Here is a 17681-nt window from a genome sequence, read left to right on the forward strand (position 1 = left end):
TGTGCCTGATCGAAGGCACCAACCTCTCCGAGGGACGCGGCACCACGCGCCCCTTCGAATGGGTCGGCGCTCCCTGGCTGGACGCTGAAGCTTTAGTCGAGCGTCTCGATGCCCTTCAACTTCCCGGCGTACGCTTCCGTCCGCAGGTCTTTCAGCCCACCTTCTCCAAGTACGCCGGCCAGCGCTGCAACGGCCTCCAGGTCCACGTTCTCGACCGCGACCAGTTCGACCCGCTGGCCACGGCCCTGCACCTCATCGCCGAGATCCGCTCCCTGCATCCCGACCGCCTCACCTTCCGCGACAGCCACTTCGACCGCCTCATCGGGGCTTCTTCGGTGCGAAGGGCTCTGCTGGCAGAGACACCCGTCGAGCAGATCGTCGCTCCCTGGAAGGGCGAAGGCGCCTTCTTTGACCGGCGCCGCCGCGCCTTTCTCATTTACTGACGAGGGCCGGCGCCCGGCAGCGAGGCTATTCGTGCTTAAAGCGCAAGGGAGACACCTGGTGGATACCCTCTTCCTTGCGCTGCTCAAAGTCGAAGGCCTTGAAGAAGGGGCTCTCTTCGTTGTGGCAGGAGGTGCACATCGACCCGGTGACGGGAGCGACAAGACCGACTGCCACCACTTCGGCGAGCTTGTACTCCTTGTTTTTGAGGCTCATGTAGGGATCCTTGATGTACTCGCTGCCGGCGCCATGGCAAGATTCGCAACCGACGCCGGCCAGTTGGGGCGTTTGCTGCATATCGACAAAGCCGCCGGGCTGACCCCATCCGGTGACGTGACATTTCAGGCATTCAGCGTCGCCGGTGTAGTCTTTGTCCGGGTCGAGCCCAGCCTGTTTCTTGGCATCGCTCCGCTCTCCCGGCTTGAGGAGTTGGTAGGCCTTGGCCATCTTCGTCTCCTGCCAGGACTTGAACTGCTTTAGGTGGCAGGGGTAGCATTTTTTGTTTCCTACAAAGGCATGATCGTCTGAACTTGAGGAGCCCGCCACCCCTATCAAGACCCAGGTGCCGAGGAGGAGTATCGGTAAGATGATGCTGCCTCTCATTATTCACATCCTTCCTTGCGGAACTGTTTGTGTTGTCAGGGGCCGGGCCTGATCGTTTCCAGCCCGTCTCCGACCCCATTCCCACGCAAGTCGGCTGCCATTGCCGGCTTGCGGCCGGAAGCGATGAGAGGCGGGCAAGTTTTAAGCCCACGTGAGAAGGAACACGGCAAGACGCCCGATTCCCAACCGCTGGAATGTCGCAATCTGCCCGACCGAGCACGCCTGCCCCATCCTTTCCCAGCCTTTTGCCGCCCGACTCGACCTATCTGGAATCGCAAATGCATCTCGTGGGATGGAGATTCCTGAGATGACTTGGCCAGTACTAATCTGCGGAGAGGACCTTTCTTCGATCCAGTCCCTGCAGGCCTTGGTCGAATCGGAGGGTTTTTCGGTCGACGCCTCGATGCACCCGAGCCAGGTCGTGGGCCCTTGTCTGAGAGGCCGCTATAAGTTGGCCATCGTGGCGCTGGGGGAGGAAGATGAAAGCAGCGAGGACGAAAGGCTGGAACTGATTCGCCTGATTCACGAGATCAACCCGCGACTACCGGTGGTAGTGGTGAGCGGCCCGGAGAGTCTCCAGATCGAGCGGGAGATTCGCTCGCTGGGGATCTTCTACCTGCTGACTACGCCACTTTCCAGAAGAGAGCTGCGGGACGTGCTGCGCTGCGCCCTCGGCAGGCGGGAGAGGTAGACTTTACTCGCGCTCTCTTTTGAGCCGCCGGTAGAGCGTCTTGGGATCGATGCCCAGAATCTGAGCTGCCTTCTGCTGGTTGCCTTCTACTCGTTCAAGCACCCAGTGGATGTAGCGTGACTCGACCCGTCTCAAGGGAGCCAATTCCTCTTCGCCGGCAAGCCGTCGCACGATTCTCTCGGCCGGCGAGGAGAGGATCCGCAAGTCCCAGGGCTCGATCTCGTCGGAATCGCAGAGCAAGGCTGCACGCTCGATGGTGTTCTTCAACTCACGCACATTTCCGGGCCAGCGGTGCCGCCCCAGCTCCTTCAATGCCGCTTGGGAGAGTTGTTTCGGCGATTGGCCGAAAGTCGCTTTGTCGAGAAAGTGCCGGGCCAGCAACTGTATATCGTCCTTGCGCTCCCTCAGAGGAGGCACGGAAACCACGATAACGCTGATGCGGAAGAACAGGTCCTCGCGGAATTCTCCGTCTTGGACCGCCTGAGACAGATCGGTGTTGGTGGCGGCCACGATGCGCAAGTCGGCCTGCCGGATCTTGGTCCCCCCCACTCTTCGATATTCTCCCGTTTCCAGAAAGCGCAAGAAGCTGGACTGTAGTTCGGATTCCAGAGTTCCGATCTCGTCCACGAAGAGGGTGCCCTGATGGGCGGCCTCGAGAAATCCGTGCTTGACGCCCGCGGCGCCGGTGAAGGCGCCTTTCTCGTGGCCGAAGAGTTCCGATTCCAGCAGGCCCTTGCTGAGCGAAGCGCAGTCGACGAGAACAAATGGCGCCTCGCGGCGCCGGCTAAGCCGATGGATCCGCCGGGCCACCAACTCTTTGCCGGTGCCGCTTTCACCTTGGATGAGGATAGTCCGGTCGGAGGGTGCCACGCGCTCCACCAACCCCAGCAATCGCTTGATCTGGGCGCTCTCTCCGACGATGGCATCGCCGTGGACATCCTGGCGCAGCTTCTCTCGCAATGCGCGGTTCTCAATGGCCAAGCCTCTTTTCTCGTAGGCTTTGTGAATGGCGGCGTCGATTTCCGCCAGTTTGGCCGGCTTGACCAAGTAGTGGTAGGCGCCGGCCTTGAGCGAGTTGACAGCGGTGTCGACGGCACCGTAGGCCGTCAGCATGATGACTTCCACAGAAGCGTCGATCCGCTTTATAGCCTTGAGCGTCTGTAAGCCGTCAGAGTCGGGCAGACGGATGTCGAGCAGGACGACATCCGGCAGCGAAGCCCTAACCTGGGCCAGAGCCTTCGCCGCGCTCTCGGCCGTCTTCACCTCGAAGCCACTATGCCGAAGCTCTTTGGAGAGAGACTTCCTCAAGAGGTCGTCATCGTCTACCAGAAGCACGCGAACTCGATTCATGATTCTTGGTCCCCCGTGGCCGGAATCAGCACCGTGAAGACCGTTCCCTGGCCAGCCCCGCTGGAAACGTGAATGCTCCCCTGATGCCGCCGCACGATCCACTGGGCGATGGAAAGCCCCAATCCCGTTCCCCGTCCCTCGGACTTGGTTGTGAAGAAGGGATCGAAGATATGCTCCAGATCCCTTGGCGGAATCCCGCAGCCGCTATCAGCGACCCGCAACTGGACGAAATCGTCCCGCCGGCAAACTTCGGTTTTGATCCGCCCTCCCCGAGATACGGCCTCTTGGGCGTTGAGCAGCAGATTCAGGACCAGTTGCGAAAGCTGTCGGCGGTTGCCCGTGACCAAGCAGTCAGGGGCTCCGCAATCAGCGGAGATTTCGATGCCGCTGCGGCGGGCCTGATGTTGAACAAGCGTCAAAGCTTCGCGCACGACTTTGCCCAGAAGGACGCTCTCGACCTTGCCCGAGCCGTGCCTGACAGAAGCGCTGAGAAGCCTCTGCGTGATTTCCTTGCAGCGCTCGGCTGCTTCTCCGACCGTCGCCAGATAGTCCTTGATCTCTTCTTTTTCAGACGACTCGATCTGGCTGGAGTTCTCAACGTAACGGCTTAGCCCCTCGACACAGGTGGTGATGGAGGCCATCGGATTATTGATCTCGTGGGCCAAACCCGCGGCCAGCCTTCCCACAGCGGCCAGGCGCTCCGCCCGGCTGGCCTGGGTCTCAAAGGCCTTTCGCTCCGAGACGTTGCGCACCAGCAGAACGGCCTTGTCGATTTCGCCTTGGGAATCCCGCAGGGGGGAGAAGCAGATCTCGAAGACTCCGGACTCGGGCGCGTCTCCTCCGTTGAGATGGCCTCGCCCTTCATGGAGTTTGATTTCACACGTTACCAATTGACCGCACTCCAAGGTCTGGCGCAAAGCTGTGGCGATTTGGGGAAAGGGGCCAGCGGAATTCAGCAGTTCATCCAATTCCGAACGGCTCCAAAGGGCGTCCGCCGCTCGGTTGGTCATCTCCACCCGGCGCATCGCATCTACCAAGATCAGGCCGTCAGGCAAGCTGTTCACGAGGGTCTGCAGGTAGGCTCTTTGACTCTGGAGGGTCTCGACCGAGGCTTTGATCCTCCCAGTCATATCTTGAAAGGAGGCCGCTAACTGGCCGATTTCGTCCGATTTCCGAAAGTCCTGAATCTCGACAGGCGATTGACCGACCTCGCTCAATGCTGCCGTGGCGCGCGTCAGTCTCTTAAGAGGAAGGATGACCAGCTTGTTCATCAGAATGCCCAGAACGATCAGGGTTGCCAAAACCATGAGACTGGCCCGGTAGAAGGAGTCGCCCAATTCGGCGCGCAGGCGATCCCTGATGGGAGCGGTGGGGAAGTCCATCACGAGCACGCCGTTGTAACGGGCGGCCGGATCGTGACAGGCGTGACACTCCGTTCGGTTGGGGACCGGAGCAGCATAGCGCAGAATATTCTCTCCCCCTAATTCCATAAATTCGGACCGCCGGGACGAGGCAGACGCACCCTCATGGCAGGGGCGGCAGCCGTCCTCCTGCAGAGTGAAGCGGAGGCCAAGATCGGCCCGATCAGAAGAGAAACGAACCTGGGCCGACAGATCGAGCAGAAAGATGCGCTCTACCGAGGAGTTGGCGCCCAAGCGTTCAATCGAGTGCTGAAGCAGCTCCGGATGCTGGCCCATCATGGCCATCTCCAAGAGACCTTCGAGAGCGATTCCCGCCAGTTGGTCGGCCGAAGTCCGCAGCTCGGCGAGGAGTTGGCGGCGATTAGAGCGGTAGTCGGCGATGAAGTGGAGGGAGGAGATGAGCACAATGGTAGCGATGACGCCGGAGGCGACCTTGAAGTGAAGGGTCTGAAAGACTCGAAAGCGTGCCACTTTCGCCCCTCTCCTTGCTTTTGCAGATCGGGATGACCCGGCCACAGTATATGTCAGCACCGGGGTTCTCCCAAACAAGCCTGACGACAAACGACTACGCACGAAAAAACCTTCGTCCCAAGCAAGGGCAGATGAGATAGACGGGCACTTTGCCCTAGCACCTCGTAGAACAGTCGGGCAAAGTGTCAGCCTCGAGCACTGCCGCTGTCCTTGATCGTCCTGAGGCTGCCTCTCCCACATCGGTTATTGCTGGCGTGAATGCTGGCACTCCTCGCCGCCAGGGCGGACTGAGCTGGCCTCCAAGGCTCCCTCGACCGTCTCGGTCGGACTACGGCATGCATCTTGCTGCCTGTGAGCGGGAAAAGCGTGGCTCACCGCAGGGGTGAGAGCATGACTTTTGGATTGGAGAGTGCTCGTTATGAGGCGCATCTTTTTCGCGATACTTGCGGCACTTGCCGCCTTCTCACTGATCTACCTGGGTTCTCCCGACGTTGTGCGGGGGCAGTCTCCGGTTTCGCTGACAGCGGGTGTGGGAACGCCCCTGCTCGACGGGATCGAGGACCCAGGGGAGTGGACTTCCGACTCCATCACAACCTCCCGCGGAATCATGGTCAAAGCCATGATGGACGAGGAGAACTTCTACATTCTGGCCAGATGGCCGGATTCCACAATGAGCGTTCAGCAAAACCACTGGACCTGGAACGGGTCTCAGTGGAATGCATCCGACGACGAGGACCGGATCGCGTTCATATGGGAAGTGAGGGACGAGTCGGGGTCTGCTCTAAATGGAGGAGACGGACCGTCCTGTCAAACCATGTGTCACCCGGGTGAGGGAATGGCTCCTCGGTTCGGGCGGGTCGATGTCTGGCACGCCAAGGCGACACGGTTCTTACCTGTCGGTCATACCGACGACAAGTACTGGGACATCGACGGACCTGACGGCCGTCACAGCGATTCCGGGTCGGGCTCCGGCGACCGCAACCGCAACGAGATGGAGACCGGGCCCCAGTTCCGGGCTGCGTCCGGACCGGGCGCCAACGTCACCTTCCTGGCCGCCGATCAGGCGGCGCTTGACGCATTCAACGCCTTCGGCACCCAACTCGGGAGCGCCGATTTGGCGGTGCCGATCGAAGAGAGCGATGAGTTTCAAGAGAACGACACCGTTGCGGGAAGGCTGCTCAGCGTCCCCACAGGAAACCGGGCCTCGGTCAGGTCGGTGGGAAGCTGGGCCGAGGGCTTCTGGACGGTGGAATTCTCCCGGAAGTTAGCCGGAGAAAACGGAGACGGGGGAATGCCCGAAGACTTTACGGCGCGTCCGGGAGGATCGGTACGTTTCGTGTGCGAGATCTTCGACAACTTGCTCGATCACGAGAATCACAGTTTCTCGCCAGCGGGAAGCGGACCAGCCGACTTTACCGTCTACACGCTCAACTTTCCGCAGCCCACAAGGCTTTTCTTCGCTCAAACCGGTAATGGCGGAGGATTCGTCGCCGACCACGTCTTCACCAACCCTTCCTCCGAGCGTATGGTCAACGCCACCATGAACGTCTTCGACAACAACGGAGACCCTCTGGAGATCGACATCGAAGCGGCCGTCTCGGGTCAGGAGCCTGGACTCTACTCAAGCCTCATGCCGGGACCGCATTCCAGCGTCGAGTTCCAGATTCCGCCTCAGGGCGCGGTCACCATCAGGACTTCTGGACAAGGAGACGTTGTCGCGGGATCGGCGGAAGTCGACGGAGACAACGCCTTTGGCGGTGTCGTGCGCTTCGAGATTCCCGGAATCGGCATCGCCGGGGTGGGCAGCAGCCAGGCTTTGGACGCCTTCATCGTTCCCGTCCGCAGAACCGCAGCGGGAATCCGGACGGGAATCGCTCTCCACCACGCTGATGATGCCGCTGCGGGCAGCCTGACCCTGCACTTGACACTCCGAGGCGAGGACGGGCTGGAAGTGGCCTCGAACACCGTGGACGATTTTCCCTTCCGCGGCCACCTGGCCATGTTCATTGACGAACTCTTCCTCGAGTTCTTCGATCCAGCTTCGGGGCCCGCCGACTTTACGGGGACTCTTACCGTGCGGGCAGAAGGAGGCCAAGTGGCGGCGACTGCTCTTGAATTGGGGACTCAGCCAGGAGAATTCACCACCTTGCCGGTAATCCCCGTGCAGTGATCGGTTGCGCTTTCCAGTGATTGGGGAGGCCTCGAGGTGGGCGCGCGGCGGCGGCGGGATTCCCGAGAAGGGGCCCTTCGGCGCCGGCGCGCGGGATCGCGGAACCGGACGAACCGGGCAACGGGTCGCATGGGTGGCTCAACCTTGAAAGCGAGGATCGCCATGACTTCAGAATCGAACCCCAAGAGTCCCATTGGACTTCTTGCGACGACACTCCCTTTGCTGGCGCTGTTGGCAATCATCTGCGTTGACGCGGGCGGCCGCGCCATGGGCGTTGCTGCCCAGCCGCCTGCGCAGACCCTGCAGGGCGCCGCCAAGTCCGACATTCCCGTCGTCAATCCCGACGGATACACGAGCGCCAGGACTTGCGGCCAGTGTCATCAGGACATCTACAACTCCTGGAAAAAGAGCCTGCACGCCTTCTCCCTCATGGACCCGGTCTTTGATACGGCCTTTATGCAGGCCGTTAAGGAAGGTGGAGAAGAGGCAAGGCGGCGCTGCCTGCATTGTCACGCCCCTCTGTCGATGATGAGCGGCGACTACCAACTGACGGAGGGTGTCACTCGTGAAGGCGTCAGTTGCGATTTCTGCCACACGGTCACCCAGGTCCACCTCGACGGTCGGGAAAAGCCCTACTCGGTCGATCTCGGAATCGTGAAACGCGGGGTCATTAAGAAGGCTGCCTCTCCGGCTCACGAGGTCGCCTTCTCTGAGTTGCACGGCCAATCCGAGTTCTGCGGCGGCTGCCACAATTACATCGCCGCCAGCGGCGCCCTCATCATGGGAACCTACAGCGAGTGGCGTCAGGGACCCTACGCGGCAGAAGGGGTCCAGTGTCAGAACTGCCACATGACGCTGAGCGCCGGCAAGGTCGTCTTCGACCAGCCTCAAGAGAGCGCGGCTCAGATCCATCTTCACAGTCTCATTCACGACAGCAATCAACTGCGCAGCGCCCTTGAGGTGCACATCGTCAGGGCGGAGCGGCAGGGCGAGTGGCTGGATGTGCAAGTCGAAGTGAACAATGTCGGCTCCGGACACATGGTGCCCACCGGCATGCCCACCCGCGAGGTTATGCTGGAAGTCAAGGCCGAGAGCGCCGGACTTTCGCGCGTTCAGAACCGCCGCTACCGAAAAGTGGTCGCCGACGAGCGGAACCGTCCGCTGAAGAACGACTATGAGGTCATGCTCCGGGGTTCCAAGATCGTCAGCGACAACCGGCTAGCCCCGCGCCAACCTAGATTGGAACGCTTTCGATTCCCCCTCTGGGGATCGAAGCCAGTTGAAGTCACGGCCTCCCTCTCCTATCAGTACTCGCCCATGTTGGTGAAGAAGGAAGTCATGAACGTCGAGCTGGGCCGTGCGCGCCACCGAGTGGCTGGCCGATGAACGGTACCGGAAAACAGCCGTGGGGAAGGCAATGAGATTCGTGACGGTTGCGGGAGTGCTGCTCGCCATTGTCGGCACGGGAGCTTGGCTCTCTCTGCTTCCAGCGCCGGTGGACCAGCCCATCGCCTTCAACCACCGGGTGCACGTGGAGGACTTGGGGGCCGATTGCACCGACTGCCACCTCTACGCCTCGACCGGCATCCGGGCCACCATTCCCAACGTTGAAACCTGCGCGGTGTGCCACTCGGAACCTCTGGGTGACTCGCCCGCCGAGTTGGAGCTGGCCCGCTACGTGGAGGCCGGGCAAACGATCTCTTGGGCCAAGGTCTACTGGGTTCCTCAAGACGTCTTGTTCTCCCACCGTCTTCACACGTCGGTGGCTGAGATCGAGTGTGAGACCTGCCACGGGGCGGTGGGAAAAAGAGATGAGCCCTTGGTTCGTTCGCTCCGGCCCCTGAGCATGGATTCCTGCATCGAATGCCATCAGGAAAGAGAGGTGCCGAATGACTGCATCGCCTGTCACCGATGATTTGCCGCGAGTACCCCGCTCCAACACCTCGGCACCCCAGGGAAGCAGTCGGGGGAATGGCGATGTGACTCTCAGCCGCCGGGAGTTGCTTTGCCTTCTCGGCATCGCCTCGGCAGCGGCTATGGGAGGCTGTTCGCGACAGTGGACTCTGCCTGAGCGACTGGTAGAAATGGCCCTGCGTGGTCCGGGGTTGGTCAGCGAGGTTGAAAGTGTTTGTGGGCTCTGTCCCGGAGCTTGCGGGTTAACGGTCCGCTTAGTGGATGGCCTGCCGGTAGGGCTCAAAGGCAACCCCAACCATCCTCTCAATCGAGGCGGCTTGTGTCCGGTGGGGTTGGCCGGACTGGACATCCTCTATGCCCCCAACCGTCTCAGGCATCCTCTGCGCAAGCATGCGCAAGGCGAGTTTCGCCAAGTGGAATGGGAAGAGGCCTTGGGTGAGATATCCGAGAAGCTCAAGGGAATCGGAACGGCGGAAAACCGCGGATCGGCAGCAATGATCTGCGGCGAGCCCAGCAGTCTCTTTCAAGACTTGGCGGCCCAATTCATGGGCTGGCTGGGATCGCCTCACTTGGCCTGCACGGGGCAAGGCAACGTCCTGCCATTCACACTCACTCAAGGCCTGCGAGAAGTTCCCGCCTTTGATTGGTCGGGGGCCGACTTGGTGCTCTCGTTGGGCTTGGATCTGTTCGAAGACGGCCCGGCCCCGCTGCACGCGGCTTCGGCCCTGATCGGCGCCCGGCAAACGCAGGACCGAGCCAGGCTCCTCCATGCCGGAAGCCGTTGCTCGCTCAGCGCCTCCAAGGCCGATCAATTCGTGGCCATCCATCCCGGCACCCACGGCGCCCTGGCGCTGGGCATCGCTCACGTGCTGGTGCGTGAGGGGCGCTACGACAGCCGATTCGTGACCGCCCACACCTATGGTTTCGAGGATGGGAGGCAAGACGGAGAAGAACGCCTGGGCTTCCGTCGGCTGCTTTTGGAGCGCTATTACCCCGACCGTGTGGCCCAAATTTGCGGCTGCCCCGCCGCAGCCATCGTGCGCCTGGCCCGGCGCTTCGCCCAAGCCTCCCGGCCCTTGGCTATCGCTGGAGGCGAAGCCGCAGAGGGCAGCAACGCTACCTGCAACATCATGGCCGCGCATTCCCTCAACGCTCTCATGGGCTCCTTCGACAAGGCCGGAGGTGTCCTGAACAAGCCATCGATTCCTCTCAGCCCGCTTCCACGGGTGGGCGGCTGCGACGGTGAGCCCTCGCTGTTCGAGAGCGCTCAAGGCGGCGGATTGCTGGGCACCGATCCTCTGGAGGCGCTTTCTCAGGCCGTTTCGGATGGCTCGCCTCGCCTCGAGGTCCTCTTCGTGATCGGCGACGATCCGGTGGGCAGTCGTCCAGGCGGAAGCCGGGTCGTTCAAGCCCTGAGAGGGATTCCCACCGTGATCGCCTTGACGCCTTTCCTGGACGAGACCTGCGACGAGGCGGATTGGGTACTTCCCACGCCGGTTCCCCTTGAGCAGTGGGAGGACGCCACCACACCCCCGTTCAGCGCCCTCGCCGTCCTGGGGATTTCCCGCCCCGTAACCGGGCCTCTCCACTCCAGCCGCCATGCCGGAGACGTGCTGCTCGACTTGAGTTCCAGAGTCGCTCCGGAGGGAGCCAGCCTCCCCTGGGGGCACTACTCCGACTACCTCAAGGACCGTCTCGAAGGCCTGTCCGAGTCCGGCCAGGGCGCTCTCATCAGCGGGTCATTCGAAGAATCCTGGAGGCGCTTTCTGGAAGACCGCGGCTGGCGATTTCGACAACACCAGGGAATGGACGACTTCTGGTCCGGCATTCTCAAGCAGTCCGGTTGGTGGAGTCCGGCAAGACCCCAGGGCGAAGGGGGACAACTCTTCGACACGCCTTCAGGACGATACGAATTCTTCTCCCAGAAGCTTTACCGCGAGCTTCTGGATCGATGGGGCGGCCTGGCCTCTTCTGCCGACGCCCAGCAGGCCCTAGGCCGCGCCCGAGAGTCCCTTGGGCTCCAGGGGCAGGTGGACGAGCTTTGCCTGCCCCACCATGAGCCGCCCCACCTCGTAGGCCGGGGCGACTTAACGCTGGTTCCTTTCCGTCCCATCACCGCCCGGGGACGCTTGGGGACGGCCTCGGCCATGGTGATGGAGATGTTCGGTCACTCCGTCCTCTCAGGCTGGCAGCCTTGGGCCGAACTGAGCCCGGAGACGGCCCGGCGGCTTGATCTGGAGGAGGGAGACCTGATTGGGCTTCAAACCATCTCTGGTCAAATCGAGGCCGAGGTACGGATTCGACCGGGTGCTGCCTCGGAAGCCGTCCACCTGCCTCTCGGCTTAGGGCGGATCCAAGCCCCGGGAGCCGAGACGCTGAAGGCCAATCCTCTCAACATCGTGCTCGACTCGCGGGATCCGCTCAGCGGGGCACTCTCGCTCAGCTCAACCCGGGTCCAGGTGCGGCTGGTCAGGCGGCGGCCTCACGGCGGGCCGCCGCCGCATCTTTCGGGAGGAGAGGCATGAGACGCTGGGGTATGGTCATCGATCTGGACCGCTGTACTGGCTGCGGGGCCTGCATGGCGGCCTGCCATCAGGAGAACAACCTGACGGCCGCCGGTCCTGAACAGACCCGCCGAGACCGGGCCTTTCACTGGTTGAAGATGCTTCCGACGGAATCGCGCTTAGGAGACGAGGTCATGACCCGCTATCTTCCTCAGCCCTGTTTTCAGTGCGACAATCCGCCCTGTGTGAGGGTCTGCCCCGTCCATGCCACCTACCTCAACCATGAGGGAATCGTAGGGCAGGTTTACGCGCGCTGCATCGGTTGCCGCTACTGCATGGCGGCCTGCCCCTACAACGCCAAAGTCTTCAACTGGTTCGAGCCCGAGTGGCCGGGAGACATGAAGCGGAAAGCCAATCCCGATGTTTCGCTGCGTCCCAAGGGAGTCGTCGAGAAATGCACCTTTTGCCATCACCGCATCAACCGGGCCAAAGAGGAGGCGCGGGTCGAGGGCAGGGACGTGCGGGATGGGGACGTCATTCCGGCTTGCGCAGAGAACTGCCCGACCCAGGCTATCGCTTTCGGCGACTTGAACGACCCTCGCAGCCGCGTGAGCCAGTTGGTCAGCGGCCCCCGTGTCTTCCGCCTGCAGGAAGACTTGGGGACTGAACCCAAAGTCTTTTACCTGGCGGAGAAAGAATGAGACACCAAACGGATACCCTCGCCGAGCAAGACGATCTGGACGCTCAACTGCTCCGTCCTATCGAGCACTCGGGGGTGGCGATGCGAGTGACCACCAGCGCGCTTCTCTTCGTGCTTCTTGCGGGATGGGTCATCTTCGGCCGCCAGATCCTCTACGGATTGGGAGTCACGGGGTTGAACCAGCCCGTTGTTTGGGGCTTTTATATCGTCAATTTCGTCTTCTTTATCGGCATCAGCCATGCGGGAACCCTCATCTCGGCCATCCTGCGCCTCTCCAAGGCCGAGTGGCGGAGGCCTATTACCCGTATGGCTGAGGTCATCACCGTAGTCGTCTTGGCCATCGGCGGCTTTCATCCCGTCCTCGACCTGGGGCGACCCGACCGCATGCTCAACATCTTCACGGCAGGCCGTCTGCAATCTCCTCTGCTCTGGGACGTCAGCTCAATCTCGGCCTACTTCATGGCATCGACCGTCTACCTTTACATCCCCATGATCCCCGACATTGCCCTGCTGCGGGACCGGGGCACGCGTCCGCGCTGGCTCTACGCCTTCTTGGCCTGGGGATGGCAAAACACTCCCCGCCAGCGGGCAGTGCTCAACCGCGCCGTGAGTATCATGATGATCCTGGTGATCCCCATCGCGGTTTCTGTCCACACCGTCATCTCCTACATCTTTGCCATGACCTTGCAGCCCGGGTGGCACTCCACCATCTTCGGACCTTACTTCGTAGTGGGAGCGATTCTCTCGGGAATCGCCGCCTTGCTGGTGGTCATGATCGTGCTTCGGCGCATCTACAGACTGGAACGCTATCTCAAACTGGTCCATTTCGATCACCTATCCAAATTGCTGCTCGTTATGTCGTTGCTTTGGTTCTATTTCACCTTTTCGGAGTACCTGACGGCCTATTTCGGAAACGAGCCCAGTGAGCTGCGGGTGTTTTTCTATAAGTTTTCCGGGCCCTACGCCTTGTTCTTTTGGGCAATGGTGGCCTGCAATTTCGCAATTCCAGTCCTGATCCTGAGCTTTCGTCGCACACGCACTATTCCCGGCATCTTGATCGCCTCGATCACAGTGGTCATAGGCATGTGGCTGGAGCGCCTCAATATCGTGGTGCCTTCGCTGGCCAACCCTCGCCTGGACTATCCGACCGGCTTCTACATCCCTGGTTTAGTGGAATGGGCCATGTTTATCGGCGGCATCGCAACCTTCATTTTGGGATTCGTCCTCTTCGCCCGCTTCTTCCCCGTCATTTCGATCTGGGAGCTCCGCGAAGGGCGAGAGTGCTCGGTCAAGGAAACCGTCGAAAGGCTGGAGCGCTACCTGCCCGACCCGGCTCCCGCTCCCGCTGCCCGGCCCCTGGTCGACAGGAGGCAAACCCCATGAAACAGCACCCTCCCAGCCCTCGGTGGATACTAGCTCTGCAGTTGGCCTCGTTAGGCGGGATCTGGGTCTTCGTGCTGGGGATCAGCTACTGGATCGTGCATCTCATCGGCTTGGCGCGCCAATGGCACGACGTGCCCTCGGCCTCGATCGCAATTTCCATCGTCGCCATTCCCGTTTTCTGGACCGGTGCCGGCGTCCTGACCTATGTCTTCTTCGGCCTGCGGCGCGGCCGCCGCAGGCATGAGGTGTCCGATGAAGATTAAAACTCCTATCGCCATTCTGTTGGCTGCTTTCGTTCTTACCCTGCCGACGACGGCGTTGGGATGGATGGCCTTTTCTGAGATCGACCTGCCAGACGACCCGCTGCGAGGCCGGGAGCTGTTTGAGAGCAAGTCCTGCATCCGGTGCCACGGACTGGCGGGAAGGGGCGCGAGCATCGGTCCCAGCCTGGGCCACGGGCGGTTTCAAGGGTCCTTCTTGGACTTGGGCGCTTCCCTCTGGAACCACGTGCCCGGTATGAGCGTGAGCTTCGAGCGCAACCGTCTGGCTTGGCCTCGACTCAACGAGAAGGAAACGACCGAGCTCTTCGCATTTCTTTACTTTATCGATTACCTGGGACGTCCTGGTCAGCCCGCTCGAGGACGCAAGGTCTTTCAAGAGCGCAAATGCTCCTCATGCCATGTCATCGGCGGCGGACGCCTCGGAAGCGCTCCCGACCTGCTGGAGCTTAAGCGCTTCGCCTCACCGCTATACGTTGCTCAAGAGATCTGGAATCATGGCCCGGCCATGATTGAAAGCATGCGCCAACGCAACATCGCACCACCCGCCTTCGGGCCCGGCGATCTGGCTGATCTGAGCGCCTTCATACGCCAGCAATCCGCTCCGGGGCCGCGTACGCCCCTTCTGTCCGCGCCCGGCAATCCCAATCGAGGCAGCGGCCGCTTCAACGATATGGGCTGCGCGAAATGCCACGGGAGCGATGCCCGAGGCGGCGCCGGTCCAGATCTGAGCAGCCTCCCGCGGCGCTCTGCGGAATCCATCGCCGGCGCCATGTTGAACCACCTCCTGGATATGCGCGAGGCCATGTCGGCGCGAGGCATTGAATGGCCCCTTTCCCAGGGATCGGACCTGGCCGACTTGACCGCCTTTCTTTACTTTCTCCCCTTCGCCGAACCTCCCGGAAACCCTCAACGCGGCGCTCAAGTCTTTTCCCGCCGCATGTGCGCCGATTGCCACCAACCCTCAGCCGCCGCTCAGGAGTTCGAAGCGAAAGGTCCGGCGGCTGTCGCACCCGACCTCAGCCAAAGCCCGGCCGCCGATTCCCCCGCCGCACTGGTCTCCGCCCTATGGAGTCACTCTCCCATCATGAGAGAAGCCATCCTGGGCCAAGGCCGCCCCTGGCCCGAACTCACTGGAAAGGACCTTCGCGACCTGCGGGCCTACTTGGCCGAAGCAAAAGGGGAAATGAACGCACGCAGCCGATGAAGGGAGTCCGGAATACTTGGAGTTTCTGGTGGCCCTAAAGGGCGACCCAGGGCTTTCAAGCCACCTTCTCCAAGTACGCCGGCCAGCGCTGCAGCGGCTTCCAGGTCCACATCCTCGACCGCCTCATCGGAAGCCCATCCGTCCGCCCCCTGCTCAAGTCCTGGAATCCTGGAAATCCAGCCCCGCCGCCTTCGCCCAACGCCGCCGCGCCTTCCTGCTCTACTAGTTTGCATTTAAGCGGAACCATTTCTGTTGCTCATCCATCCAAAGATAGTTAGAAGCCATGCGAAATATTTTAGCGGTTCTGTTTTTCTGCCTGCTCAGCGGACTCGTGTTGGCGCAGACTCAGGAAGGTCTCCGCCGGGTTGAGGTCGTGGCTCTCGAAGATGATGACGTCAACCGCATAGCAAGAGCCCTCAGCACTACCCCTCAGCGCATCCGCCAGGCACGCTCTTTGTTGGAAGAAGCCCTGACCGTGTTGCTGCAAGAGGAGCCCATCGAGAACCTCCACGGCTTGCCCGAACTGTGGGTGCGAGTCCACCCGCGGGCGGCGGTGGACCGGATCGGGGAGATCGCTGACCGGCTTGTTCGCCAGGCGGGCCGGGCCCAAGCGGTGGCTGAGTATGATCACTCCTGGGGCCTGCTTCTCGGTTGCGCCGCACAAATGGCTCAACAGGACGCTACTAGGGCACACCAACTCCTACTGGACTGGCCGGCGCCGCCGCAACGTCTGGGAATCGAATCGCTGAAGAAACACAGCGAGATGTGGCGTAGACTGACCTCGCAAGGATTCGCAAGGCAGTTCCGCCGCGACCCGCGCCAAGCCATTAACTCCTTAGCAAGAAGTGGGGGCGTGCCGATGTCGGTCCTCAAGCAGCTTGAGGATTTAAGAGAGTCTCCCGATAAAGCCCCCGTTGTCGTAGAGGCCGTTATCGAGCGGCTTTCAGCGCGACAGGCAGATCAGAGGTCAGCGCAGGTCTTGCTGAACTTGGCCCACAGGGTCTCCCGCTCCTATCCCGAGTTGCTGCCGCCACTGTTCGATGCCTTGAGAAGAATGACGCCCCCTTCCGCCAACGGGTTTGTGATGAAGGCAGGGCCGCATGAACTGACGATGTCGTACGCCGAGTTCCAGATCTGGAACGTACTCCGCCACAACACCAGCCGCCGACCGCAGCTTATGTTGGAACTCGCGCAGGAAATGCCGTGGCTCAGCGATTTAGTCGACAAGGCCGGAGGCCTGGATGAGTTTCTCAATGCAGCTCAAGTCGGCTCCTTGGATGGGCAGGGCAATATCCGTCGCTTCGAGAGCCGAACTCAGGCCAGGGAGATCAATGACCGTACTCAGGATCTTGTTCGCGAGATGCCCTTCCGTCCCGATTGGGTCCGTCGGCAGGTGGAGCAGATGAGCGAGCAGGAGGACGGTTTCAAACAGCTCAAGATCCTATTTGAGCAAAGCCGCCATCGGAACCTCGACCTGGCGGTCTGGACCCTGGAGTCAATACGCCGGAGCATAGAGTTGCAAGACTTGGAGCCGCAAGAAGAGGAGAGACGGCTCGCCACTCTCATCAGTTGGGAGGGTTCCCTCAATGACGTCGTCGATTTCGACCTCATTCAGATGGGCCTGGCCCTGGCCGATGAGGTGCGAGGGGGCGAGGGAGGGGGTTCCCAACCCGTCCGGCTCAGCAACTCTCCTTACATAGAAAGGGCTTCTGTCGCGGCCTGGGCGCGCCTCGACTTTCAAGCCGCCCGCGACTACACCCGCACCTTCGCCCCGCACCTCCGCCTCATCCTCCTGCAAGCCATGATCCAGCATCTGGCCAGCCGCTGAGCGCGGCGATTCTACTTGAGGAGCTGGAGATGCCGCTGTCGAGCCCCTTTGACCGCTTCAATGTTGATCCGCTGGTCGAGGGTCGCCAGGGCGGCGTCGCGATGGACCGCTAACCCCAGAAGATAGACGTCTGTCAACTGGCGATGTCCTTGGATGTGCTGAATCCGAAGCCACTTGGGCGAACCCACTGACAGGGAGTCCTCCCAAAAAGAGTGTTGCGTGTTGGATTGGAACTCGCGCAAGCGCCCGATCGCGTCCGCGATGGTCGTGCGGCGGCCTGGATACTTGGGGTTTGCCAGGACGCGGACCAGCCCGTTCTCGGTCTGAGGGCAACTGGCCCATCCGTCGTCTACTTGCGTTGCGAACCACCGGTGACAAGTCTCATGATCGATGTGAGCCGGATCGAAAAGTGCGACGAGGACGTTAACGTCGAGCAGGACCGTCAATCGGCCTCCTCATCGCGCAGCCGATTCACGGCTTCAAGCGTGACGACCCCTCCCCTCTTGTCCTCAGGTAGTACAGGAACCCCATTGCGGAGCCGCCTCTCTCCAGCCCCTGGCCGCGGCGTCAGAGCCTCCCGAGCCCAGTCGGACAGCACCTTGCCTGCACTGCTCTTGCGCCGCTTAGCCAGTTCCTTTGCGGCTTGAAGGATGTCGTCATCGATATCCAGAGTGGTGCGCATGCATCAAGCATAGAACATCAAACATCAAAAATGCAACC

The 17681-nt window shown here is 61.4% G+C and carries 16 protein-coding genes; 11 read left to right on the top strand and 5 right to left on the bottom strand.

What is annotated here, in order from left to right; all coding sequences use genetic code 11:
* On the top strand, nt 1-443 hold a 443-nt coding region (locus VLU25_08125), incomplete at its 5' end, for a DUF1343 domain-containing protein (GenBank protein ID HSR67895.1).
* Nucleotides 444-468: 25 nt separating this feature from the next.
* On the opposite strand, the gene VLU25_08130 is transcribed toward VLU25_08125, so the two are convergent.
* Nucleotides 469-1044 (bottom strand): multiheme c-type cytochrome, encoded by a 576-nt coding sequence (locus VLU25_08130; GenBank protein ID HSR67896.1) that lies wholly within the window; start codon nt 1042-1044, stop codon nt 469-471.
* A 307-nt stretch (nt 1045-1351) separates the two neighbouring features.
* On the opposite strand from VLU25_08130, the gene VLU25_08135 reads away from it, so the two are divergent.
* Entirely contained in the window at nt 1352-1735 is a 384-nt protein-coding gene (locus tag VLU25_08135; GenBank protein ID HSR67897.1) for a hypothetical protein, read from the top strand.
* Nucleotides 1736-1738: 3 nt separating this feature from the next.
* Here the strand turns inward: VLU25_08135 and VLU25_08140 are convergent, their stop codons facing one another.
* Together VLU25_08140 and VLU25_08145 are read right to left on the bottom strand one after the other, a co-directional pair.
* Nucleotides 1739-3085, bottom strand: a complete 1347-nt coding sequence (locus tag VLU25_08140) for a sigma-54 dependent transcriptional regulator (protein HSR67898.1) — start codon at nt 3083-3085, stop codon at nt 1739-1741.
* On the bottom strand, nt 3082-4977 hold the full coding sequence (locus VLU25_08145) for an ATP-binding protein (GenBank protein HSR67899.1): 1896 nt from the start codon (nt 4975-4977) through the stop codon (nt 3082-3084). The genes VLU25_08140 and VLU25_08145 overlap by 4 nt, the downstream gene beginning before the upstream one ends.
* Nucleotides 4978-5395: 418 nt before the next feature.
* Here VLU25_08145 and VLU25_08150 point away from each other — a divergent pair, with 418 nt between their 5' ends.
* From VLU25_08150 to VLU25_08190, 9 genes are all read left to right on the top strand, one after another.
* On the top strand, nt 5396-7147 hold the full coding sequence (locus VLU25_08150; protein HSR67900.1) for an ethylbenzene dehydrogenase-related protein: 1752 nt from the start codon (nt 5396-5398) through the stop codon (nt 7145-7147).
* A 162-nt stretch (nt 7148-7309) separates the two neighbouring features.
* Entirely contained in the window at nt 7310-8533 is a 1224-nt protein-coding gene (locus VLU25_08155; GenBank protein ID HSR67901.1) for a multiheme c-type cytochrome, read from the top strand.
* Nucleotides 8534-8564: 31 nt separating this feature from the next.
* Nucleotides 8565-9062: a cytochrome c3 family protein gene (locus tag VLU25_08160; GenBank protein ID HSR67902.1), complete on the top strand. Its 498-nt coding sequence runs from the start codon at nt 8565-8567 to the stop codon at nt 9060-9062.
* Between the two features lie 169 nt (nt 9063-9231).
* The gene (locus VLU25_08165; protein HSR67903.1) at nt 9232-11586 is read left to right on the top strand and encodes a molybdopterin-dependent oxidoreductase; all 2355 of its coding nucleotides are present in this window, start codon (nt 9232-9234) and stop codon (nt 11584-11586) included.
* Entirely contained in the window at nt 11583-12266 is a 684-nt protein-coding gene (locus tag VLU25_08170; GenBank protein HSR67904.1) for a 4Fe-4S dicluster domain-containing protein, read from the top strand. Before VLU25_08165 ends, VLU25_08170 begins: the two co-directional genes overlap by 4 nt.
* A complete protein-coding gene (nrfD, locus tag VLU25_08175) occupies nt 12263-13648 on the top strand; it encodes an NrfD/PsrC family molybdoenzyme membrane anchor subunit (protein ID HSR67905.1) in 1386 nt (461 codons plus the stop codon). Before VLU25_08170 ends, nrfD begins: the two co-directional genes overlap by 4 nt.
* Nucleotides 13645-13911, top strand: coding sequence for a hypothetical protein (locus tag VLU25_08180; GenBank protein HSR67906.1), 267 nt, complete (start codon nt 13645-13647; stop codon nt 13909-13911). The genes nrfD and VLU25_08180 overlap by 4 nt, the downstream gene beginning before the upstream one ends.
* Nucleotides 13901-15133 (top strand): c-type cytochrome, encoded by a 1233-nt coding sequence (locus VLU25_08185; GenBank protein HSR67907.1) that lies wholly within the window; start codon nt 13901-13903, stop codon nt 15131-15133. The genes VLU25_08180 and VLU25_08185 overlap by 11 nt, the downstream gene beginning before the upstream one ends.
* A 283-nt stretch (nt 15134-15416) precedes the next feature.
* On the top strand, nt 15417-16961 hold the full coding sequence (locus VLU25_08190; GenBank protein HSR67908.1) for a hypothetical protein: 1545 nt from the start codon (nt 15417-15419) through the stop codon (nt 16959-16961).
* Between the two features lie 11 nt (nt 16962-16972).
* Here the strand turns inward: VLU25_08190 and VLU25_08195 are convergent, their stop codons facing one another.
* Both VLU25_08195 and VLU25_08200 read right to left on the bottom strand, forming a co-directional pair.
* Nucleotides 16973-17407: a TA system VapC family ribonuclease toxin gene (locus tag VLU25_08195; protein HSR67909.1), complete on the bottom strand. Its 435-nt coding sequence runs from the start codon at nt 17405-17407 to the stop codon at nt 16973-16975.
* Complete coding sequence (locus tag VLU25_08200) at nt 17404-17643, bottom strand: CopG family transcriptional regulator (protein HSR67910.1); 240 nt, start codon at nt 17641-17643, stop codon at nt 17404-17406. Before VLU25_08200 ends, VLU25_08195 begins: the two co-directional genes overlap by 4 nt.
* Nucleotides 17644-17681 lie beyond the last annotated feature (38 nt).

The organism is Acidobacteriota bacterium (assembly GCA_035471785.1).
In the GTDB taxonomy this organism is placed as follows: domain Bacteria; phylum Acidobacteriota; class UBA6911; order RPQK01; family DATIPO01; genus JANQFM01.